This is a genomic window from Pseudofrankia sp. EUN1h (assembly GCF_001854645.1).
In the GTDB taxonomy this organism is placed as follows: domain Bacteria; phylum Actinomycetota; class Actinomycetes; order Frankiales; family Frankiaceae; genus Pseudofrankia; species Pseudofrankia saprophytica.
This window is the reverse complement of sequence record NZ_MBLN01000042.1, coordinates 187,099-209,518: the sequence shown is the minus strand read 5'-3', so window position 1 is coordinate 209,518 and position 22,420 is coordinate 187,099. Positions and strand designations below refer to the sequence as shown.

The window sequence follows — 22,420 nt, the reverse complement described above, 5'->3', positions numbered from 1 at the left end:
AGCCCGACCCGGCCGGCCAGGATCACAGGAGGACCCGTGCGCGAACCGCGCGCCCGCCGCTCGGAGCTGGCGACGCCGGCCAGCAGCGAGAAGATGTGCATGAAGGCCGGCTCGTCCGGGGCCGACCTGGTCTTCCTCGACCTGGAGGACGCCTGCGCGCCGGCCGCGAAGGCGTCCGCCCGAGGCATCGCCGTCAAGGCGCTCATTGGCCAGGACTGGGGCCACACGGTCCGCGCCGTCCGCGTCAACGGACTGGACACCGAGTGGTGTCACGACGACATCATCGAGATCGTCACCGGTGCCCGCGAGGCCGTCGACGTCCTGATCGTGCCCAAGGCGCGCTCGGCCCGCGACGTCTGGTGGGTCGACGTCCTGCTCACCCAGCTGGAGACCAAGCTCGGCCTGCGCCGGCGGATCGGCCTCGAGGTGCTCATCGAGGAGGCCGAGGGCCTGTCGAACGCGGCCGAGATCGCCAAGGCCAGCCCCCGGCTGGAGGCCATCATCTTCGGCGCCGGTGACCTGTCGGCGTCGCTGCACGCCCGGGTGAACGGCAACTTCGACCCGCTCGGCGACTACCCCGGCGACTTCTGGCACTTCGCCCGCGTGCAGGTGCTCGCGGCGGCCCGTGGCGCCGGCATCGACGCGATCGACGCGCCCTACCCCGCGTACAAGGACCCCGACGGCTACCGCCGGGCCGCGACGCACGCGAGCCTGCTCGGCTACGACGGCAAGTGGGCGATCCACCCGTCCCAGGTGCCCATCGCGAACGAGGTCTTCGCCCCCACGGCGGCGCAGATCGCCGAGGCCCGCGACTCGATCGAGGTCTACCGCGCCTCCGAGCGCGACGGGGTCGGCGCGATCGGGCGCGACGGCCGGCTCGTCGACGCCGCCCACATGCGCCTGGCCGCCAACGTGCTGCACCGGGCGTCGCTCGCCGGACTCGTCGACGAGGTCTAGACCACCGGAACCAACCCGCCCCTCAGCCCAGGGCCGCCAGGCAACCCGACCCGAGCGCAACCGCCGCTTCAGGCCAACCCGACGCACAGTGCAAGAAGGCAGTAGTAAGGCGCCCTACCGCGCGACCGGCAGCAGGAAGCGAAGGGTAACCGGAGGAACCATGCAGGTTCAGGATCGTCTGTTCATCGGCGGCGAGTGGGTCGCGCCGAGTGGCCCGGACACGTTCGACGTCATCTCCCCGGCCACCGAGGAGGTCATCGCCACGATCGCCGAGCCGACCCCGGCCGACGTCGACAAGGCGGTGGCCGCCGCGCGGACGGCGTTCGACGAGGGCCCCTGGCCCCGCCTGGACCCGGCGGAGCGGGTCGCGGCCATCCGCCGGCTCGCGGCGCTCTACAAGCCGGGCCGCGCCGAGCTCGCCAGCCTGATCACCGCCGAGATGGGCGCGCCGATCAGCTTCGCCAAGGTCGGGCACGTCGCCATCCCGATGTTCATGATGAACGCCTTCGCGGGCATCGCCGAGAACCTCGTCTGGGAGGAGACGCGTCCCGGCTTCTACGGCCAGGACATCCTGGTGCGCAAGGAGCCGGTCGGCGTCGTCGGCGCGATCGTCCCGTGGAACATGCCTATGCACCTGACGATCGGCAAGCTGATCCCCGCGCTGCTCGCCGGCTGCTCGGTCGTGCTGAAGCCGTCGCCGGAGACGCCGCTGGACGCGTACTGGCTCGCCGGCCTGCTGGAGCGGGCCGACATCCCGCCGGGTGTCGTGAGCATCCTGCCCGCCGGGCGGGAGATCGGCGAGTACCTGGTCTCGCACCCGGGGATCGACAAGGTCTCGTTCACCGGCTCCACCGCCGCCGGCCGCAAGGTCGCCGCCGCCTGCGGGGCGAACCTCAAGCGGGTCGGCCTGGAGCTGGGCGGCAAGTCCGCCGCCGTCGTGCTCGACGACGCCGACCCGGCGGCGATGGCCAAGGGCGTCGAGGTCGCCGGCCTGATGAACAGCGGCCAGGCCTGCGTCGCCCAGACCCGGGTGCTGGTCCCCCGGTCGCGCTACGCCGAGTACGTCGACGCGCTCGCCACCATGGTCTCCTCGCTGCCCACCGGCGACCCGACCGACCCCGCCACCGCGGTCGGCCCGCTGGTCGCCCAGCGCCAGCAGGAGCGGGTCCGCGGCTACATCGAGCTCGGCCAGAAGGAGGGCGCCCGGCTCGTCGCCGGCGGCGCCGACCTGCCCGCCGGCGTCGACCGTGGCTGGTACATCCGGCCGACCCTGTTCGCCGACGTCGACAACTCCATGCGCATCGCGCAGGAGGAGATCTTCGGCCCGGTCCTGTCCGTCATCCCCTACACCGACGAGGCCGAGGCGGTCCGGATCGCCGACGCGACCGAGTACGGCCTGTCCGGCTCGGTGTGGACGGCGGACGTCGAGCGCGGCCTCGGGGTCGCCCGGCGGGTGCGCAGCGGCACCTTCGGCGTCAACGAGGCCTACAGCATGGACCCGGCGGCGCCGTTCGGCGGCGTGAAGGCCTCCGGCATCGGCCGCGAGCTGGGCAAGGAGGGCATCGAGGGCTTCCTCGACTCCAAGTCGATCTCGGTCGCCGCCAGCCGGTAACCAGCGCGGCGCCAGACCACGGCCGGACGGTGCCAGGCCGGCCGGCCGTGGTCATCTCGGTCCCGGACGCGTCCCCGGACACGCCTGCCGCGCGGGCGTCGTACGGTAGGTTGGGATAGCAGCTTCCGTTAGCCGAGAATGCTGCTCTCAGCACTTTTCAACGCCGTTGCCCCCTCCGACGGCGGAGAAACAGGTCCCGCGCCCGGCCGGCGTCGCGGTGTTGAAGGGAGCCTTCAGGTGGCGAACGACCTCGAGTCGTTGGACTTCTTCCTCGGCAAGGAGCTTGTCGAGGACCCGTACCCGTACTTCGACGAGCTTCGGTCCAAGTGCCCCGTGCACCGGGAGCCGCACCACAACGTCGTGATGGTCACCGGCTACGACGAAGGCATCGAGGTCCTGCAGGACAGCGAGAACTTCTCATCGTGCACCTCGGTGACCGGCCCGTTCCCGGGATTCCCGGTACCAATCGAGGGTCGCGACGACGTCGCCGAGCTGATCGCGCAGCATCGCGACTCGCTCCCGTTCTTCGACCAGCTGCCGACGATGGACCCGCCGCTGCACACCGACCATCGCGCGCTACTGATGAAGATGATCACTCCTAAGCGCCTCCGCGAGAACGAGGAGTGGATGGGTGTCATCACCGACCGGCTCCTCGACAGCCTTCTGGAGGGCGGCAAGGGCGAGTTCATCGGCGACTTCGCCGGGCCACTGGCCCTCCTGGTCATCGCCGACCTGCTCGGTGTCCCGGAGGAGGACCACGCCGAGTTCGTCGACCACCTGAACCGGGCCGCCAGCGGCACCATCGGCGGCACCAGCGGCGAGTCGCTCTCGCACTCCCCGCTGGAGTTCCTCTACGAGAAGTTCAAGGTCTACATCGAGGACCGCCGCAAGGAACCCCGCGGCGACGTGCTCACCGGGCTCGCGCAGGCGACGTTCCCCGACGGGTCGACGCCCGAGGTGATGGACGCCGTGCGGGTCGCGGCGAACCTGTTCTCGGCCGGCCAGGAGACCACCGTCCGCCTCGTCAGCACCGCGGGCAAGCTGATCGCCGAGGACCCCGAGCTGCAGGCCAGGCTGCGCGCCGAGCCCGGCCTGATCTCGAACTTCCTCGAGGAGACGCTGCGGACGGAGAGCCCGATCAAGGGCGACTTCYGGCTCGCCAAGGTGCCGACGACGGTGGGCGGCGTCGACATCCCCGCCGGCGCCACGCTGATGGTGGTCAACGGCGCGGCCAACCGCGACCCGCGGCACTTCGAGGACGCGGACAAGTTCGACATCAACCGGCCGAACTCCCGCCACCACATCGCGTTCGGCCGCGGCATCCACACCTGCCCCGGCGCCCCGCTCGCCCGCGCCGAGGCCCGGGTCGCGATCGAGCGGCTGCTGGCCCGCACCAGCGACATCCGCGTCGACGAGGCCGTCCACGGCCCCGCGGACGCCCGCAAGTACCGGTACCTCCCGACCTTTATCCTGCGCGGCCTCGGGTATCTGAGCCTGGAGTTCACCCCGGCGGAGAACCCGAGCGAGGCATGATGAAGGTCTTCATCGACGAGGACATCTGCCGTGGGCACGGCGTCTGCGCGGCGGAGTGCCCGGCGGTGTTCGGCATCAGCGACGACGGCTACGGCGAGGTCCTGGTGGAAGAGGTGCCGGCGGATCTCGAGGCGGAGGTCCGCAACGTCGCGGGCCACTGCCCCGAGCGCGCCATCACCGTCGAGTAGGACGCCGACGCGTCGACGGGCGGTGGTGGGCTCAGGCCCACCACCGCCCGTTCGTCGTCATCGGCCAGACCACCGAACCACCAGACCGCCGGACCACCAGGGTCGCCCAGCCCGACGCCCAGGGCCGGGCCGCCCGTCGGCGCTCTTCGTCGTCTCAGCGGCGGCTCTACGTCTCAGAACCCGGTGATGATCGCCGCGTTGCAGTCCGCGGCGGCCTGGCGCAGCGGGATCGCCTTGGCATAGGCCTCGGACGTGTACCAGGCCTTGGCCTCCTCGACCGAGTCGAACTCGAGGATGACCGTCTGGTCGCCGTGCCACTCGCCCTCGAGAACCTCGGTGGCCGGTCCGACGGCGAGCGGCCGCGCGGCGACACCCGCGAACGAGGCCCCCGCGAGCTTCCCGTACTCGGCCATCCCATCCGGGTCATTGATCGCCTCGGTGAACACGACATACGCCTTCGGCATGGCTTTCTCCCTGGATGTCAGCGCAAGATGTCCCGCGGCGATGCAACCACAGCGCTCCGCCAGACGCAGCCGCCGTCCGGACGACGCGATGGGGCCGGTCACGGTCAGGACAGGTACGTCCCACCGAAGGATTCGATGAAGTCGAAGGTCTGCTCGCGCGAGGTGGAGTGGCAGGAGATCACCAACCAGGTCACCCCGATCTTCTCCAGCTCCGCCCACTGCTCGCGGTGCCGGTCGGCGTCCGCCGTCGGCGCCTCGGTGAACGTGGCGTCGTTGTAGGAGGACGTGAAGTCGAGCGGGCCGGGGCGCCCCGCCGCGACGGCCGCGTCCTTGACCCCCTGGATCAGGGTGGCGAGCTGCTCCCGCGAGGTGATCGCCATCGTCTGGGCGGTCTGGGCCACCTGGGGGCTGGCCATCATCGGCAGCCAGCCCTGCGCCTTCTCGGCGGCACGGCGCCGGGCACGGCCCGAGTTGCCGCCGACCCAGATCGGGATCGGGTCCTGGACCGGCTTCGGCCGGGCGATGACGTCGCGGGCGTCGAAGTGCAGGCCCTTGTAGCTGAACGGCTCGCCGCGCCAGTGCAGTGGCAGAACGTCGAGCGCCTCGTCGAACAGGGCGGCCCTTTCCGCCAGGTCGACGCCGAGGGCGAAGAACTCGGACTTCTGGTAGCCGGTCCCCATGCCGAGGATCAACCTGCCGCCGGAGAGCTTGTCGACGGTCGCGGCAGCCTTCGCCAGCGTGAAGGGGTTGTGGTAGGGCGCGACGACCAGGTTCGTCATCAGTCGCAGCCGGGTGGTCGCCGCCGCCGCGAAGCCGAGCGCGACGAACGGGTCGAGGCTCTGGTGCCCGCCCGTCTCCAGCCACCTGGCGCCGGGCACCGGATGTTCGGTGAGCGAGATCGCGTCGAAGCCGGCCTTCTCGGCGGCGGCGGCGACCTCGTCCAGCGGCCCGGCGTGGAGCATGTCGCGGCTGGTCCCGTTGGTCTCCGGGTAATGCAGGATGAAGCGCATATAACCCTCCTACACCGTGCGGATCGGCAGACGCATCCAACCGCGCGTCGTGGACGTGTGATCGAGGACCGCGTTGTCGTAGTCGACGTCCCAGTCGGTCCAGCGCCTGAGCACTTCCTCGAGCACGACGCGGCCCTCGGTGCGGGCCAGCGACGAGCCCATGCAGAAGTGGATCCCGCGGCCGAAGGCGAGGTGCCGCTCCGCCTCCCGGCCGATGTCGAACGTATCCGGGTCGGGGAAGCGCCGCTCGTCCCGGTTGGCCGAGGCGTTGAGCAGCAGCATGATGCTGCCTTCCGGCACGGTCTGGCCATGCAGGTCGACGTCACGGGACAGCACCCGCGCCTGTACCGGCGACGGCGACTCGTAGCGCAGGATCTCCTCGATCGCCTGGTCGACGGTGGACGCGCCGGCGACGATCGCCCGGCGCTGGTCCGGGTGGTCGGCCAGCAGCTGCCCCGTCCAGCCGATCAGCCGGCGGGTGGTCTCGTTGCCGGCGCCGGCCAGCAGCGCGATGTAGAGGAGGATCTCGGTGCGGGTCAGCCGGCGGGTCGTCCCCGTCTCGTCGCGGAACTCGACGGTGAGCAGCGTGGTCATCAGGTCGTCCGAGGGGTGGTCGACCCGCCAGTCGACGTACTCCGCGAAGTCCGCCATCGACGCGCCCAGGTCGGACAGCTTCGGGACCTCGCCCTGAGTGATGTGGTGGCGGGCGTTGCTCCGGTCGCGCAGCGCCTCCTGGTCGCTCTCCGGGATGCCTAGCAGCATGCCGATCACCCGCATCGGGACGAGCGCGCCCAGGTCGGCGACGAAGTCGAACCCGCCGGCGCCGACGAACTGGTCCAGCGTGCGCACGGTCAGCTCGCGCACCCGGGGCTCCAGCGCGRCCATCCGCTTCGGCGTGAACACCCGCGACAGCAACGCGCGGTGCAGGTCGTGGAGCGGCGGGTCCTCGGCCAGGACCATGCCCGGCGGTATCGGCGACCCCGATTTGATCATTTCGAGGACCGAGCCCTTGCCGGAGATGTAGGTCCGGTGGTCGACGAGCGCCTCGTCGACGTCATCCCACCGGCTCAGCGCGTAGAAGCCGTGCCTGTCGTTGCGGTAGAGCGGGGCCTCGTCCCGCATCCGCCTCCACACGGGGTAYGGGTCGCTGTCGATCTCCACGTCGTAGGGGTCGTAGTAGATCCCGCGGTCCGCCGTAGCGCCCGCTAAGCCGAGTTCCGCCACGTCTGAACGCCTCCATCCGCCCCGGGGCACCGACCACCGGCCACAGCGGCAGCCAAGCCATATTCGCGGCAGCAGCATGTCACCGATACGAGGGCCGAGGCAACCGCGGTGGACACCTCCGCCGCGCACCGAGCCATCGCCCACGGCCGCCCACGGCCGCTTCCGGTTGCGGGCGCGCAGGCGAAGGGCAGGTCGCCTGTTGCGCGCATGCGTACCGGCCGATGAGTATCTACTCATTAATGATAAATCCGCGGCCTGCCCGGTGCCGGCCGCCGCGAGGCGGAAGGAACGCGGATGACCACCGAGACGACGGGGCAGGGCCCGCTTGCCGGCATACGGGTTGTCGAGGTCGCCTTCGGTACCAGCGTGGTCGGGGCCGGCCTGGCCGGCAGCCTGCCGGGTGCGATGCTGCGCGATTTCGGTGCCCAGGTGACCCGGGTCCGCTCGGCCCGCCGGCCGGCGCTCGACACCGGGGTGGAGTTCGCCCGCGTCTGGGACCGCGGAAAGGAGATCGTCGAGGTCGACGACGACGCGGACCCCGCGGGCGCGGCGGCGACGGCCGCGGCTCTCGCCAGGTCCGCCGACGTCCTGTTCCTCACCGGCGCGGAGGAGGCGATCGAGCGCCGCGGGCTGGGCTATCCGGACCTCGCGCGCGCCAACCCGGCCCTGGTGGTGGTCCGCACCCGCCCCAGCTACTCCGCACGCGGCGCGCTCGCCGACCTGGAGCTGCTGCTCGCCGCCCGCACCGGGCTGCTCACCCAGATCCGGTGCCACCAGCCGGGCCGCCCCGCCTTCGCGGACCTCGCGATCGCGAGCGCGGGCGCGGGGCTCACGGCGACGGTCGGGGCGCTCGCCGGGCTCTACGAGCGGGCCGCGACCGGGCGCGGCGGCTGGGCGGAGACCTCGCTCGCCGACGGCCTGCGCGCCCTGCTCCCCATGATCATCGGCCGGGTCGAGCATCCCTCCCCCACGACGACGCTGCTCTGGAAGGACCAGGGCCCCAAGGAGAGTCTCGCCTACCGGTGCGCCGACGGCGAGTACATCCAGCTCTGGTTCGGCGCCAAGGGCGCGTACGAGGAGTTCCTCGCGTACCTCGGCGAGCCCCCAAGCGAACGCGGCTACAACGCCGACCTGATGAGCGGCGCGATGGTCGAGCGCGGCGCCCGCTGGGCCGCGGCGTTCGCCACCCGTCCCCGCGCCGCCTGGCTCGCCGACCTCGCCGGCCACAACTTCCGCTGCGAGCCGGTGCTGCGCCCCGGTGAGGCGCTCCTGGACGACCACGTGCGCAGCACCGGGCTGGCCGTCGGCCACGACGACCCCGACCGCGGCCGGATCACCGTCCTCGGCCCGATCGCGCGCGTCATCCCAACGGGCCAAGCCGGCCCGCCCAGCACAGCCGGCCCGGCCGGCCCGGCCCGGGCCGCTGGCGCGCCCGCGCCCGGCGGCGCTGGCGAGGCGGGTGCCGGGCGGCTGCTGTCCGGTGTGCGGGTGCTCGACCTGTCCGCCTACCTCGCCGGGCCGGTCGCGACGGCGGTGCTGGCGGAGCTCGGCGCGGACGTCGTCAAGGTCGAGCCGGTGACCGGTGACATTCACCGGAACATGGAGCCCATGTTCGCCGCCGGCCAGCGCGGCAAGCGGGCCGTCGCGCTCGACCTGAAGGCGCCCGGCGCGGCGGGCGTCCTCGCGGCGCTCTTCCGCGACAGCGACGTCGTCCACCACAACGCGCGGGTGGGGCTCGCCGAGCGGCTCGGCTACGACGAGGCCACCGTGCGAGCGGCGAACCCCGACGTCGTCTACTGCCACGCGAGCGGCTTCGGCGCGACCGGCCCGCGCGCGAAGCTGCCGGCCAACGACCACCTCATGCAGGCGCTCTCGGGTGTCGAGGGCTCCCAGGGGGGCGCCGGCCAGCCGCCGACGTTCCTCGTCTGGGGCGCGATCGACTCGGCGAGCGGCTGGGTCGCGGCCTGCGGACTGCTCGCGGGCCTCTACGCGCGCCGCCGTGACGGCGGCGGGCAGTCCGTCAGCACGTCGCTGCTCGGGGCCGGCCTGATGCTGAAGTCCGGCGCGTTCGTCGTCGGCGCCGGCGACCCGGCCGACCCCGGCGCGGGCGGCACAGCCGCCACGGACAGCACAGCCGCCACGGACGGCACAGGCGCCACGGTGATCGCCGGGCCGGCGCTCGACGCCGGCCAGACCGGCTACGGCGCGGCCTACCGGATCTACCAGGCCGGCGACGGCGGCTGGTTCGCCCTCGCGGTCCCGGACGCGAAGACATGGGGACGCCTGCGCGACGCGGTCGCGGCCGGCCTGCCCGCGGGGCGGGGGTCGCTGCTCGCGAACCTGCCCGCGACGCCGCCGCCGCTGCGAGCCTGGCCCGGCGAGCGCCAGCCCGCCGAGGAGATCCTCGAAGCCGCTTTCCATGAGGGCGGCGCGGCGGGCTGGGCGGCCCGGCTGCGCGCCGCCGGCGTGCCGGCCGAGCTGGTCGCCGGGGTGGACCGTTCGGGTTTCGTCGCGAACATCGTCGACGACCCCGTGGACCGCGAGCTGGGCCGCACGGTCGCCTTCGACTGGGGAGCGCGCGGCCTGACCGAGCAGCCCGGGTTCGCCCTGCGCCTGGGGCCCGAGCCCCGCCCCGCCGTCCGGGTCGCGATCCCCGGCCTCGGCGAGCACACCGCCGAGGTCCTCGAGGCCGCCGGCTTCGACGCGGCCGCCCGCGCCACCCTCGCCGCCGCCGGCGCGATCCCCGTCGAGGCGCCGAGCCCCGTCGGCACGTCCGGCTGAGCCTCCCGGCCGTTCCTGGGCGGGTTCGTGGCCGATGGTCGACTTCGGGGACGCCACCATCGCCCACGCTCCAGATTCGCCGGACGAATCGTGGCCGACCATGGTGTCCCTGAACACCACCGTCGACCACGCTCCAGATCTGCCACCTGGGTCGGCGGCGGTCATCGACCATGATCCAGACTTCGGCGTGCTCTGGGTGACCAGTACGGTCCGTGCGTTCCGCGGTCCGTGCGTTCGCTCGGTTTGAGATACTGACAGGATCATGACGAGCGATCCGACCCGCTCGGTGGGCTGGCCAGCGGAGCGGCCAGCGGAGCGGGCGCCCACGGTCGGTGCGGACGTGCCCGCGCCGGAGTCGATCGCCCGGCGCGTCCCGTTCGCCAGCAATCCCGCCGTCGGTCAGCGTGGACGGCTCACCCAGCAGCGCATCGTGGCGGCGGCGCTGCAGGTGTTCGGTGAGGGCGGCTACCACACCGCCAGCGTCGCCGACCTCGCCAAGCGCGCCGGCTGCTCGCGGGTGGCGTTCTACCAGTACTTCTCCAGCAAGGAGGACGTGCTTCGCCAGCTGGCCGGGCAGGTCGCCCGCCAGGTCGGCGCCTCCGTCGAGGCGATGGGGCCACTGACCCCCGACGCGGCGGGCTGGACGACGATCCGCGAGTGGGTGGAACGGTACGCGGACATCTACGAGCACTTCGGCGCGGTGTTCCAGGTCTTCGAGAGCGCGGCGAGGGAGACGTTGAGCCTCAAGGCGCTCAACGTCCACGCGGCGGCGGCGAACATCGCGCTGATCCGGTCCAGGCTCGTCTCGACCACGCTGGCCCCGCACGACGCCGACGCGGTGATCGGACTGCTCCTGGGCGCCACGGCCCGCACCTTCTACTCGGCCGAGATCCTGCGCAATGCCGCCCCGCTGGCGTACCCGCGCACACGGGTCGACGACGCGCTCGCCGACGTCATCCACCGCGCTCTCTTCGGGCTGATTCCCGGCGTGAACGCGCACGGCCGCGGCGCCGACGAGGCGCCGTTCATCGACTTCGACCGCCGGGCGGGCGCGGCGCCGACCCGGCGCTCCGCCCTCACCGACACCGCGCGGGCCACCTACGACGCACTGCTCTCGGCCGGGTACGAGGTCTTCGTCAAGCGCGGGTACCACGGCACCCGCGTCGACGACGTGGCCGCGGCCGCCGGCCTGTCGCACGGCATCTTCTACCGCTACTTCGCCAACAAGGCCGACCTCGCGCGCACGCTCGTGCTGGCCGCGATGACGCCGCTGTCCAGCACGCTCGCCGCGATTCCCACGCCACCCGTGCCCGGGTCGGGAGAGGCCTGGTCGACGGCGGCGCTGCGGGCCTGGCTGCGCACGTACAACGAGACGCAGGTCTCCGAGGCCGGGATCATCAGGATCTGGGTCGACGCGACGCTGCACGAGGCGGCGCTCGGTACCGACGCGGCCGCGGCCCTCGACTGGGGCCGGCGCCAGCTCGCCCACTTCCTGGCGCCGCGCGGCTTCGGCGACGTCGACGCCGAGGCGATCGTGGCGATGGCCCTGCTGGACGTGTTCGGCGGTGGCCACCGCTCGGCGGAGACGCTGGAGGCCGCCGTCCACGTGATCGAGGGCGGCCTGCTCGGCCAGCAGCGCACGTCCTGACCGGCGGGCACGTCCCTGGCCTCATCGCCGAACCAGACTCATCGCCCCCAGCCGGCCGAGCCACTCGCCGCCGGGACCGACCTGCGCCCCATACGGAGACCGCCGGGCCGGCGCCGCGTCATCGACGCGGCGCCAGCCCGGCGCGGTGGTCCCTGTCTTCCGGAGCCAGCTTCCAGCCTCCGGCAGTCGACGTCCGGCTTCCGGAAGCCGGCTTCGGCTTCCGGAAGGCGCGCGGTCCCGCCGCGGTCAGACGCCGGCGGGGCTTTCGAGCCTGGCCGGGTAGCCCAGGAGCTTGGCCATGTTGCCGCCCATGAACTTGGCGACCCGCTCCTCGTCGGGGATGTAGGCCAGCAGGTCCTCGGCGTACTTGGCCGGCTCGGCCAGGCCCTCCGGGTGCGGGTAGTCGGACCCGAACAGGACATGCTCCTCGCCGAGCAGCTCGGCGAGCTCGGCGTAGTTCTCCTCCCAGAAGGGGGAGATGTAGATGCAGCGGCGGATGGCCTCGATCGGGTTCTCCGGGAAGTCCTGCGGCATCTTCTTGTAGAGGTCCTTCATGGCCTTCAGCAACGGCGCCACCCAGGCCGCGCCGTTCTCGATGACCGCGACCTTCAGGTCCGGGAACCGGGTAAGCGCGCCGTGGCAGGCAAGGGCCGCCACGGAGTCCTCGATCGGGCGCCACGCGGACAGCATGCGGAACGCCTGCGGCTGGAACGGCAGGAACTCGCTGTTGTTGCCGTACCAGTCGTTGGTGTACCGCTCATAGCCCGAGTCGGACGAGTGCATGCCGACGACCAGGTTGTTGTCGACGATCTTCTGCCACACCRGGTCGAACTCGGGGAAGCCGAAGGACCGCGAGCCGCGGAAGCCCGGCACKGGCGCGGGCCGGATCAGCACGACCTTGGCKCCGCGYTCGATCACCMAGTCCAGCTCCTCGAGGGCCTTGTCCACGATCGGCAGGGTGATGACCGGCGTGGTGAAGATGCGGTCCTCGTAGTTGAACTGCCACGTCTCGTAGATCCACTCGTTGAGCGAGTGGATCACGGCGTGAATCAGATCCGGGTCGTCGCGCATGCGCTCCTCGACCAGGCTGGCGAGGGTCGGGAACAGCAGCGTGCGGTTGACGCCCTGCTCGTTCATGAGCTCCAGGCGCGCGGCCGGGTCACGGAAGGCGGGAAGTGCCCTGATCGGCGCGCCGAAGATCTCCCGGCGGCTCTTACCGTCCGGATTTCCCTTGCGGTAGTACTCCTCCTGGGCACCGGGGCGCGCGACCACATCGAACGTCGGGTTCGGAATGTAGTTCGAGATCTGCCCCCGCACGACGATCTTCGTGCGGCCGTTCACGTCGACGTAGTCGATGGCGCCCTTGTACCTGTCGGGCAGGTACTTGGTGAGTGCATCGCGCGTCTCGTACAGGTGGTTGTCCGCGTCGAACACAGGGAACCTGGCACTGGTCATGTTCCGACCATAGGCCGTTTCTAACACTCGCGTCAACAGGCCGCTGGCAGCACGGCCGGCGCGGGAATCACGACGCGGTCGGCCGAGCCATGGGCGCGGGCATACCCCTTCGGCGGCAGCCAACACCGCCCGCGCCGGAGCCTCYGACGCGCTCGAACGGGGCTCGGCTCAGGAGTCGGCGCGCAGGCCGCGGAACAGCTCGTAGGAGGGGTCGGCGGTGTCGCGGCTGCCGCCGCCGGGCAGCCGGGCCGACGCCGGGCGGTCCTGCTCGTCGAAGTCCAGGACCCAGACGCGGTGGTCGATCGCCCACCGGCCGCCCCGGCGCGACCAACGGTCCAGGTACCGGCCGACGTAGAGCTCCTCGGTGAAGCCACCGGCCACGGCGGTCCGAAGGCGCACCGTGACGTATGACTCGCTGACCGCGCGGTCGCCCTGGACCTCGATCCCGACGGTCGCGATCTGGTGGGAGTGCGCCGAGCGCCGGAGATGGTTACGCGAGACCTGGTCCACGAAGTCACGGCCCGCGCCCTGGAACACCGACGCGCCGTAGTCCGCTGTGCCGTCCTCGTGCCAGACGGCGTATCCCAGCTCGTCGTCGCGACGGTCCATCGCGCGGCAGTAGTTGTGCAGCTGCTGGCGAATCGCCTCGCGCGCCGCGAGGTCCGCCAGCGCCGCCAGCGTCTGGTCCTCCGTGCCGCTCACCGTCGTGTGACCGCTCTCCGCTCGACGTGGACCATATAGTGCACGGCCAGGTGCATCATATGAACCGTCGACCAGGGTCGCCGGAGCTCGGACACGCCGCCCCGGCGACCGCGACGGGCCCGAGTGAGGACTACGGAGGCTATCCGGATGAGGCTCGGCGTCACCTTCCCGCAGAACGAGCTGGCCGGCGATCCGGACGCGCTCCGGCAGTTCGCGATGGCCGCCGAGCAGCTCGGGTACGACCATCTGCTGCTGTACGACCACGTCGTCGGCGCCGTCCACGGCGTGGACCGGCAGCCACCGTTGCCGGAGCGCTCCTATGACGAGAAGGACCCGTTCCACGACCCGCTGGTCGCCTTCGGCTACCTCGCCGCGGTCACCCGGCGGATCGAGCTCGTCACCGGGATCCTGATCCTCCCGCAGCGCCAGACGGCCCTGGTCGCCCGGCAGGCGGCCGACGTCGATCTGTTCTCCGGCGGGCGGCTGCGACTCGGCGTCGGCATCGGCTACAACCCGGTCGAGTACCACGCGCTCGGAGCGGATTGGTCCACCCGCGGCCGCCGGCTCGACGAGCAGATCCCCTACCTTCGCCGGCTGTGGTCCGGCGAGCCCCATCAGTTCAGCGGCCAGTTCGACCAGATCGACCGCGCCGCCCTGTGTCCACCACCGAACGGGCCGATCCCCATCTGGCTCGGCGGCTCGTCCGAGGCCGCGTTCCGCCGCGCGGCCCGCCTCGCCGACGGGTTCATCTTCGGCTACGGACTACGCGAGGATGCCACCCTCGCCTGGCAGCGGGTCCAGGAGCTGCTGCGCGCGCAGGGCCGCGCTCCGGAGGACTTCCGGGCGTTGTTCAACCTGCTGCCGAGCGAGCCGGGCAGCTGGCTCGGGCAGACGGTGGCGGCCCTCCCGCGGCTGCGCGACGCCGGCGCGACCGACGTCGCCGTGACCAGCGCCCGCAACGGGCTGACCACCCTCGACCAGCACCTCGACTTCATCGCCGAGATGAAGCAGCGAGCCGACGCCGCCCTCGGCTAGTCGACGGCCGCCAGGGTCGCCCCCCACCCATGATCGCTGTGAGCGCGCCCCGGTGGTCGCGGACAGGCCCACATCGTGACCACGGCGGGGCACAAACGGCGATCACGCGCGGGATCGAGCGGGCGAACCCCGGCGGGTCCGGAAGTGCGGGACGTAGTCGACGGCGCTACTCGTAGAAGTGGGCCAGGAAGTGCGTCGACCAGTCCAGGGGATCGCGGGGCACGTAGTAGCCGGTCTCGTCCTGGATGGCCGCCCAGTTGGCGGCGACGTCGTCGACGTCGACCTTGGCCGGGTCGGGGTTGAGGTAGCCCTCCGTGACACCGACGAAGAGCCGCGAGAATCGGCCCCCGCCCGCCAGGTACACCTCACCGCTGACGCCGCACTCCTCGTGCGCCAGGTAGGCGACCATGGGGGCGACGGCGGCCGCGCTCAGGTCCGGGACGGCGCGGAATCCCTCGGTCAGCGGGGCGCTGCCGGGCGGGGCGGCGTCCGCCGGCGCATCGCCCGTCGACGCGGCGCTGGTCGCGGGGGTGTCCGCCGGGGCGCTGTCGGCCGGGGTGCCGTCGGCGGGGGCGCTGGACGCGGGCTTGTTGGCAAGCCGGGTCATCGCGTTCGGGCCGATGACGTTGATCCGGATGTTCTGCTTGCCGGCCGCCGCGGTCATGCTTCGCGCCATGCCGATCATGGATGCCTTCGACGTCGCGTAGCCGAGGTTGTCCGCGAGCCCGAACATGCCGATCGACGTCGTCAGCACGATGCGCCCGTAGCCCTGCTCCACCATGTGCGGCCACGCCGCGCGCACGGTGTTGAACGAGCCCTTCACGTGCACGTCCAGGTGCGCCTCGAGATTGGCGAGGTCGATGTCCGGAAGGCCCGCCCACACCATGTTCCCGGCATTGTTGATCAGGACGTCGATGCGTCCGAACTCGCCGATGGCGGCGTCCACGACCGACTGGCCGCCCTCGACGGTCGACACGTCGCTGAAGTTCGCGATCGCGGTGCCACCGGCGGCACGGATCCCGTCGACGACCCTGTTCGCCGGCGCGGCATTGGCCCCGACGCCCGTCGACGAGCCGCCTAGGTCGTTCACGACCACCTTGGCCCCGAGCTGGGCCAGCAGGACCGCGTAGGCCCGTCCGATGCCACGGCCGGCACCCGTCACCGCCGCGACCCGTCCGTCGAAGGAGATCCTGCTCATCAGGGTGGCACCCTTCCTCTCCACGGCGGGCGCCCGCACCAGGGCGGACGCGACGCTAGGCTTCCTTGTACCGATCGGTCAACTTACTCCGGAGGAGCCGCATGAGCGCCGACTATGCCGATGCCGTCGCACGGATCAGCGACACCATCGCGGCGTACGCGCAGGCCGTGGACGACGCCCGCACCGAGGACGTCGTCGCCACCTTCCTGCCCGACGGGTCGGCGTCCTTCCCCGGCTCGGAGGTGCTGCACGGCCACGACGCGATCCGCGCGACGTACTCCAAGCTGACGCCGGGGGTGCCCCAGCGGCACGTCGTGCTGAACATCCACGTGACCGACTTCGACGGCGAGTCGGCCAGCGCGACGAGCGACCTGCTCTTCCTGGTCAAGGCCGAGAAGGGCTGGAGGGTCCAGCTCGTCGGCCGCTACACCGACCGCCTGCGGGCGAGCGGCGAGGCGTGGCTGTTCGCGAGCCGTGAGCTGGTCTTCGTCTGAGCGGAGAAGCCCGCGCCCGGAGGCACCGTGCGAGGAACAGGCACGGTGCCTCCGGGCGCAGGGCAAGGAAGCCGGCTCGGTCAGCCAAGGAAGCCCGAGTAGCCGCTCTCGACCGTCTTCTCCATCACCCGCAGCAATGCCGGCCGGCCAGCCGGGTTCAGCAGGAAACGCCGTGGCTTGCCCTCCACGTTCGTCCCGTAGTACTGGCCGTGCTCGACGAAGGTGGAGAACGGCAGGGCCTTCGCCATCGTGGCGGCCCATCTCTCCTCGGTCTCGAGCGGGACCTCGATGCGGTCCTGGCCGCGCTCGCGCGCGCGGCAGATCAGGTCGGCGACGAAGTCGACCTGATCACCGCCATAGCGCGGGTTGTTGCCCGCGGCGCCGTGCGGGCCACCCGGGAAGAAGAAGTTCGGGAAGCGGTGGCACATCAGGCCCAGGAAGGTGCGCGGGCCGTCCGCCCAGTACTCGTTCAGGGTCAGTCCGTCCACACCGCGGATGCCCATGCCCAGCATCGCGCCGGTGGCGAAGTCGAACCCGGTCGCCCAGACGATGATGTCGAACTCGCGCAGCCCGTCCGCCGTCTCGATGCCGGCCTCGGTGAGCCGGACGAACGGGTGGCGGCGCGTCGAGACCAGTTCGACGTTCGGCCGGTTGAACATCTCGTAGTAGTCGGTGACGAACGGCGGCCGCAGCGAGCCGTACCCGAGGTCCGGGATGAGCAGATCCGCGACCGCCTGGTCGGCGACGATCCCGCGGATCTTCTCCTCGATGAAGTCGCAGAACTCCTTGTTCGCCTTGGGGTCCAGCATCATGTCTTCGTAGTTGCTGTTCATCTTGGCGAACCCGGGGCTGTTCCAGATCCGCTCGTAGAACTCCCAGCGCTGGTCCTTCGCGTCATCGAAGGTCTTGCGGCCCGACGGCTCGTGCAGGAAGCCCGCGACCGAGACGGCGAGCGTGCTCCTGATCTTCTCGAAGCTCGCCTTGAGCTCGGCCTGCTGCTCGGCGGAGATCGGGTGGTTGTTGAGCGGCGTACACCACGTCGGCGTGCGCTGGTACAGCGTCAGCGACGCCGCCTGCTCGGCGATGACCGGCGCGACCTGCACCCCGGAGGAGCCGGTGCCGACCACGGCCACGCGTTTGCCGGTGAAGTCGACGGCCGTCGCCGGCCACCGGCCGGTGTGGTACTGCTCGCCGGCGAACGTCGCGCGCCCGGGCACGTCCGGGTACTGCGGCACCGAGAGCACACCCGTCGTACTGACCAGGTAGGTGGAGCGGACTACATGCCCGTCCGCGGTCCGCGTCGTCCAGGTCCGCGAGCCCTCGTCCCACTCCGCGGCGTCGACCTTGCTGCCGAATCGGATGAGGCGGCGAAGGTCGAACCGGTCGACCACGTGGTTGATGTAGCGCTCGGTCTCCGGCTGGCCGGCGAACTCCTCGCTCCACTCCCACTCATGCCAGAGCTCCTCCGAGAAGAGGTAGCCGTAGGTGTAGCTCTCGGAGTCGAAGCGGCACCCGGGGTAGCGGTTCCAGTACCAGGTACCGCCCACGCCGTCGCCCTGCTCGAGCAGTTGCACGGAGTACCCGTCACGCTGCGCGCGGTAGAGCTGGTTGATTCCGAGGATGCCCGCGCCCACGATGACGATGTCGACGTCTGCTTTTCCCATGTCTCCCACATCGGTCGCGATCACATCGGTCGCGGCGGTACACCCATAGATCTTTTTGCGCCGAGATTCCCTGCGTCTAGATCTTTTGTACCGACCGGTCCAGAGATTCATGAAGCTAWCCCGACGCCCTCTGGAGCGTCAAGGCGACGAAGTTCCCGGCCGAACGGGCCAGGTGGGCCCCGCCTGGCCCGGGACACCGCGSGCACCCGTTGAACCGGCCGGGAGATCCGGCTACCGTCACGCTGTTTGTACCGGCCGGTCCAGAGGCCAGAGGACGCGCGAAAATGATCTACTTCCGCGTACCCGGAGGCCGCTGTCCCCGAGATCGCTAGGTGGAGGCAGGCTCGATGAGCGCTCCGGACATGAACTGGGTCGGCGTCCTCGCCCACCACGCGGACCGCGCTCCGGAGAAGCCCTTCGCCGTCTATGAGGGCGACACCGTCACCTACCGGCACGCCCTCGAGCGCACGACCGCCGTGGCCGCCGGCCTGCGGGCCCGCGGGATCGGCGCGGGCGACGTCGTCGCCCTGCTCGCCTACAACAGCGTCGACTTCCTGACGACGATCTTCGCGGCGAACTATCTCGGCGCGGCCGTCATGCCGCTCAACTGGCGGCTCGCGGCGGCGGAGCTGGAGTACATCCTCGACCACGCCCAGGCGCGCGCGCTCGTGGTGGACCAGGAGCTGGTCGCGCTCGCGACCGACGCGACCAAGCGGCTGCCCGCCCTGGCGCGCGTCGCCATCGCGGCGGCGGCCCCCGACGGATGGGAACGCTTCGCCGACCTCGCCGACGGCTCGGCGCCGCCGGCCGAGCGCGCCCCGGCAGCCGGCGACGACATCCAGCGGCTCATGTACACCTCGGGCACGACCGGACGCCCCAAGGGCGTGATGATCACCCACGCCAACCTCGCGTGGAAGAACTACGCCCACATCACCGAGTTCGGCTTCACCGCCGCGGACATCGGCCTCGCCTGCGGCCCGCTGTACCACGTCGGCGCCCTCGACCTGGTGACCACGTCGATCATCGCGGCGGGCGGGACGACCCATGTTCACCAGACCTTCGACGCCGCCCGCGTGGTCGACGACATCGAACGGTCACGGATCACCGTCGTGTGGATGGCCCCGGCGATGGTCCGCGCGGTCCTCGACCTGCCGGGCGTCGACGGACGCGACCTGTCGTCGGTCCGCGTGCTGATCGGCGGCGGCGAGAAGATGCCGCTCCCGCTCATCGACCGCATCCAGAAGGTCTTCCCGTCGGCGTGGTTCGCCGACGCCTACGGCCTCACCGAGACGGTCTCCGGCGACACCTTCCTCGACGCCGGCAGCATCCGCGCCAAGCGCGGCAGCGTCGGCCGGGAATGCCTGTACCTGGAGCTCGACATCTGGGACGAGGACGGGCGGAGGCTGCCCGCCGGCGAGGCCGGCGAGATCGTGCTGCGCGGGCCGAAGGTCTTCAAGGGCTACTGGCGGGACCCCGAGGCGACCGACCGCGCCTTCGCCGGCGGCTGGTTCCACACCGGCGACATCGGCGTGCGCGACGAGGACGGCTACGTCTTCATCGTCGACCGCCTCAAGGACATGATCCTCTCCGGCGGGGAGAACATCGCCGGCTCCGAGGTCGAGCGCGTCCTCTACGAGCACCCGGCGGTGCTCGAGGCCGCCGTCGTCGGCCGCCCCGACGAGAAGTGGGGCGAGGTCCCGGTCGCCTTCGTCGCTCCCAGGCCGGGTGTTTCGGTGACCGCGGACGAGCTCGTCGAGCACTGCCGCGGCAGCCTCGCGAAGTTCAAGGTGCCGAAGGCGGTCACCTTCATCGACGCCCTCCCCCGCAACCCCTCGGGCAAAATCCTCAAGCGCGAGCTGCGCGGACAGCTGTAACGGCGGTCGCGGGGAGCCGTCGCATGGCGCGCCGTCGCAGGACGAGCCCGTCGCGCGCTGGTCCTCGGTGTTCCGGCCCGGCGCGATGGCCAGCGGGGCCGCGGGACGACGTGCCGGACCGAGAAACCAGCGGGGTACGGTCCTTGGCATGGAGTCGCTTCCGCGCCCACCGGCCCTGCGGGTGATGCACGCGAACACCGCCGGGGAACGCGAGATCCTGGAGGCGTTCCTGGACTTCTACCGGGACGTCGTCGCGCACAAGGCGCTGGGCGTCGGCGACCAGGAGGCCAGCCGGCGGCTCGTACCGTCGGCCACCACGCTCGCGGGCCTGGTGCGGCACCTGACCACGGTGGAGCGCAACTGGTTCCACCGGCTGACGGGCGAGGACCCGGACCTGCCCGAGAACTCGTGGGAACTTACCGACACCGACCTGCTGGACACGCTGCTGAAGGACTACGACCGGGCCTGCGCCGCGTCCCGCGCGGCGGCGGCCGGGTTCGCGCTGGACGACGTCGTGCCGCACCCGGACGCGGGCGAGGTGTCGGTGCGCTGGATCTACGTCCACATGATCGAGGAGACCGCCCGCCACGCGGGCCACGCCGACATCCTGCGCGAGCTCACCGACGGCACCACCGGCGTCCTCGGCTGACCCGTCGCCCGTCAGCCGACGACGAACGCGACAGGCCGCGTCGGACGCTCACACGCTGATCGCCTGGCCGGCCGGACACCCGCCTTTCTGGGTCGACGACGAGATCACCGAGGTCGACTGCGCCCGGGCGAAACGCACCATCGAGAACACGCCCACCTTCATCTGGTCGTGTCGCCGACCTTGTGGCCGGTCAGGTGGCGGCCCAGCGAAGCCAGCGGTGTGAGGTATCGCCGGGAGCCACCGGGATGAGCAACGGCAGTGAGATCGGCTCCGTCCACAGGACCCTTGCGAGTGTCGGAAGATGTCAAGGTGACCTCAGTGGACGCGCTTGACGAGGTGCTACGAGGCATCGTCCGGGTGCGGGTAACCGAGGGTGGTGTTTCCGGGATCGGGTGCTGGGTGACCGTGTCGTGCTGGACATGGCCGATCCGGCGGCACTGCGCTTGCTCCGTGGTGCCCTGGCTGTAGATCAGACCACCGACGGGTACTGCATGTGTGCCGGGGAGCTTGCTTTCGAGTTCTTCGACGGGAGCGGTTGGCGTATCGCCGTCGTGGGTTTTCATCACGGCGCCTCGCTGCGCTGGCAGGGATGGGATGGCGACGTCCGGCTGCGTGACGGTGGCCGGGTGTTGCACTGGCTCGCCGACCACGGCGTTGTCGATCCGCTGGCGCGGGCGGCGAAGCGGCAACGCGCACGTCAGGAGGCACAACTCGCTCAGGAACGCTGGAAGACCGCGGCGCCCGCCGCCGTACGTGACCTTGTGGATCTGGCGGTGGCCGCCAGTGGCTCCAGTGGAGTCCTTCCACGGAGCGTGTGCAGCCTGGTCGGCCGGCGTCTCGCGGAGGCCATCCCAGACCGGGTCGAACGAGCTGCCGCCCTGCTGATCTGGTACGGCTCAGGGACGGGACGCTGTTCCGGCTACCCGGTACACGAAGCGCTGCCGGCATCCGCTCTCAGCGATACGCCGATCGGTGATCTCGTTGAGGCCCTGCAGCTTTTTCCCACCGACGCTCGAATTGTGGCCGGTGCCGTGCGGCATCTCTGCAGCTGGAAGAGCCGCACCCATCAGGCGCGGGACATCACTCGACTGTCGCCTGAGCTGCGGGCACGACTGCTTGCTGTGGCGTGCGAATCGGGCGACGACGACAAGCATCGCCGCGCAGAGCGGTGGCTGGGTGTTTACGCGGGGTGACAGCCRCGCGGCACAAAGTTAGCCCGCATTTGTTGGCACGACAGAAAATACGCCTGCCACGCGAGTCGGCGCGGCACCACAGGTGACCGAGCATTCTTGTCAGCKGGTAAGACCATAGTTTGGGTGCGACCGACTGTGACCGCGACATGGATCTCCGATGATTTTAGAATGGACACGAATCTCCATCGGTCGACCGCCGTTCACCGTTGACCCTGCGCACGGTCGAGGGCATGTCTGCATAGATGATGGCACCACTATTTCTGTCTTCGGTGGAAAGTAGGCCCTCTTCCTCGTTTGTATTGGTGTCGACCCGATACGTCCGGCCGGCGGGACTCGTCCAGATGAAGACGCCTGATTCTGGCTGGTCCAGCGTCCAGCCACCTCGATGGTCAAGGCCTTCATTTGTGGCGTGGCGCAGAGGACCGGGACGCGCGAGCTCCCGCCTGCGGCCCCCGACGGTGGGGCCCGCGGCTTGATCGCTGTTTGTGCACTCGGGTGGTCGCGATCTGGCCCCGCAGGCAACCACGGCAGGGCACAAACCGAGATCACCGAGCGGCTGGCGCGTCGGGCCGGAGCGTTCGCCGTCACAGAACTGCGGAGTGACTTCTCCGTGTGATCGGCTGGTGGGGAAATCGGAGCAGCGCGCCAACGGCACCCAGGATCCGCCCGATCGCCGGGCCGTTCATGATCTGGTGGGATTTTCGGAGTCCCAGCTCCGAAAATCCCACCAGATCATCGA

18 protein-coding genes are annotated in these 22,420 nt (G+C 71.0%); 11 read left to right on the top strand and 7 right to left on the bottom strand.

The features are described from left to right. The first annotated feature begins 36 nt into the window (after positions 1–36). The 4 genes from BCD49_RS10110 to BCD49_RS10095 all read left to right on the top strand — a co-directional run bounded on the left by BCD49_RS10110 (position 37) and on the right by BCD49_RS10095 (position 4,290). Positions 37–957, top strand: a complete 921-nt coding sequence (locus BCD49_RS10110; protein WP_007509876.1) for an HpcH/HpaI aldolase/citrate lyase family protein — start codon at positions 37–39, stop codon at positions 955–957. Between the two features lie 160 nt (positions 958–1,117). Then, positions 1,118–2,569, top strand: a complete 1,452-nt coding sequence (locus BCD49_RS10105; protein WP_007509878.1) for an aldehyde dehydrogenase — start codon at positions 1,118–1,120, stop codon at positions 2,567–2,569. A gap of 237 nt (positions 2,570–2,806) precedes the next feature. Continuing rightward, positions 2,807–4,102, top strand: coding sequence for a cytochrome P450 (locus tag BCD49_RS10100; RefSeq protein WP_071041418.1), 1,296 nt, complete (start codon positions 2,807–2,809; stop codon positions 4,100–4,102). Then, a complete protein-coding gene (locus BCD49_RS10095) occupies positions 4,099–4,290 on the top strand; it encodes a ferredoxin (RefSeq protein ID WP_007509882.1) in 192 nt (63 codons plus the stop codon). The genes BCD49_RS10100 and BCD49_RS10095 overlap by 4 nt, the downstream gene beginning before the upstream one ends. 173 nt (positions 4,291–4,463) lie before the next feature. Here BCD49_RS10095 and BCD49_RS10090 read toward each other — a convergent pair whose 3' ends face one another. From BCD49_RS10090 to BCD49_RS10080, 3 genes are all read right to left on the bottom strand, one after another. After that, entirely contained in the window at positions 4,464–4,754 is a 291-nt protein-coding gene (locus tag BCD49_RS10090; protein WP_007509884.1) for a DUF1330 domain-containing protein, read from the bottom strand. Positions 4,755–4,858: 104 nt separating this feature from the next. Further along, positions 4,859–5,764: an LLM class F420-dependent oxidoreductase gene (locus BCD49_RS10085; protein WP_007509886.1), complete on the bottom strand. Its 906-nt coding sequence runs from the start codon at positions 5,762–5,764 to the stop codon at positions 4,859–4,861. A 9-nt stretch (positions 5,765–5,773) separates the two neighbouring features. Beyond that, complete coding sequence (locus BCD49_RS10080; RefSeq protein WP_071041417.1) at positions 5,774–6,988, bottom strand: cytochrome P450; 1,215 nt, start codon at positions 6,986–6,988, stop codon at positions 5,774–5,776. 294 nt (positions 6,989–7,282) lie between these two features. Between BCD49_RS10080 and BCD49_RS10075 the strand changes: the two genes are divergently transcribed. Continuing rightward, positions 7,283–9,769: a CoA transferase gene (locus BCD49_RS10075; RefSeq protein WP_007509890.1), complete on the top strand. Its 2,487-nt coding sequence runs from the start codon at positions 7,283–7,285 to the stop codon at positions 9,767–9,769. A 262-nt stretch (positions 9,770–10,031) separates the two neighbouring features. Continuing rightward, positions 10,032–11,417 carry a TetR/AcrR family transcriptional regulator gene (locus BCD49_RS10065; protein ID WP_007509892.1) on the top strand — a complete coding sequence of 462 codons (1,386 nt, stop codon included), beginning with the start codon at positions 10,032–10,034 and terminating at the stop codon, positions 11,415–11,417. Between the two features lie 246 nt (positions 11,418–11,663). Here the strand turns inward: BCD49_RS10065 and BCD49_RS10060 are convergent, their stop codons facing one another. Together BCD49_RS10060 and BCD49_RS10055 are read right to left on the bottom strand one after the other, a co-directional pair. Continuing rightward, a complete protein-coding gene (locus tag BCD49_RS10060; protein WP_071041416.1) occupies positions 11,664–12,872 on the bottom strand; it encodes an amidohydrolase family protein in 1,209 nt (402 codons plus the stop codon). Positions 12,873–13,040: 168 nt separating this feature from the next. After that, positions 13,041–13,574, bottom strand: a complete 534-nt coding sequence (locus BCD49_RS10055; RefSeq protein WP_007509896.1) for a nuclear transport factor 2 family protein — start codon at positions 13,572–13,574, stop codon at positions 13,041–13,043. A 147-nt stretch (positions 13,575–13,721) separates the two neighbouring features. On the opposite strand from BCD49_RS10055, the gene BCD49_RS10050 reads away from it, so the two are divergent. Continuing rightward, positions 13,722–14,609: an LLM class F420-dependent oxidoreductase gene (locus tag BCD49_RS10050; protein WP_007509898.1), complete on the top strand. Its 888-nt coding sequence runs from the start codon at positions 13,722–13,724 to the stop codon at positions 14,607–14,609. Positions 14,610–14,775: 166 nt separating this feature from the next. On the opposite strand, the gene BCD49_RS10045 is transcribed toward BCD49_RS10050, so the two are convergent. Next, complete coding sequence (locus BCD49_RS10045; RefSeq protein WP_027141088.1) at positions 14,776–15,807, bottom strand: SDR family NAD(P)-dependent oxidoreductase; 1,032 nt, start codon at positions 15,805–15,807, stop codon at positions 14,776–14,778. Positions 15,808–15,908: 101 nt separating this feature from the next. On the opposite strand from BCD49_RS10045, the gene BCD49_RS10040 reads away from it, so the two are divergent. After that, a complete protein-coding gene (locus BCD49_RS10040; RefSeq protein ID WP_007509901.1) occupies positions 15,909–16,301 on the top strand; it encodes a nuclear transport factor 2 family protein in 393 nt (130 codons plus the stop codon). Positions 16,302–16,381: 80 nt separating this feature from the next. Here BCD49_RS10040 and BCD49_RS10035 read toward each other — a convergent pair whose 3' ends face one another. Continuing rightward, the gene (locus tag BCD49_RS10035) at positions 16,382–17,965 is read right to left on the bottom strand and encodes a flavin-containing monooxygenase (protein ID WP_027141089.1); all 1,584 of its coding nucleotides are present in this window, start codon (positions 17,963–17,965) and stop codon (positions 16,382–16,384) included. A 347-nt stretch (positions 17,966–18,312) separates the two neighbouring features. Between BCD49_RS10035 and BCD49_RS10030 the strand changes: the two genes are divergently transcribed. From BCD49_RS10030 to BCD49_RS10020, 3 genes are all read left to right on the top strand, one after another. After that, complete coding sequence (locus BCD49_RS10030) at positions 18,313–19,839, top strand: acyl-CoA synthetase (protein ID WP_007509905.1); 1,527 nt, start codon at positions 18,313–18,315, stop codon at positions 19,837–19,839. A gap of 148 nt (positions 19,840–19,987) precedes the next feature. Further along, positions 19,988–20,488 (top strand): DinB family protein, encoded by a 501-nt coding sequence (locus BCD49_RS10025; RefSeq protein WP_007509907.1) that lies wholly within the window; start codon positions 19,988–19,990, stop codon positions 20,486–20,488. Positions 20,489–20,898: 410 nt separating this feature from the next. After that, positions 20,899–21,681 (top strand): hypothetical protein, encoded by a 783-nt coding sequence (locus tag BCD49_RS10020; protein ID WP_131803431.1) that lies wholly within the window; start codon positions 20,899–20,901, stop codon positions 21,679–21,681. The last annotated feature ends 739 nt before the right edge of the window (positions 21,682–22,420 follow it).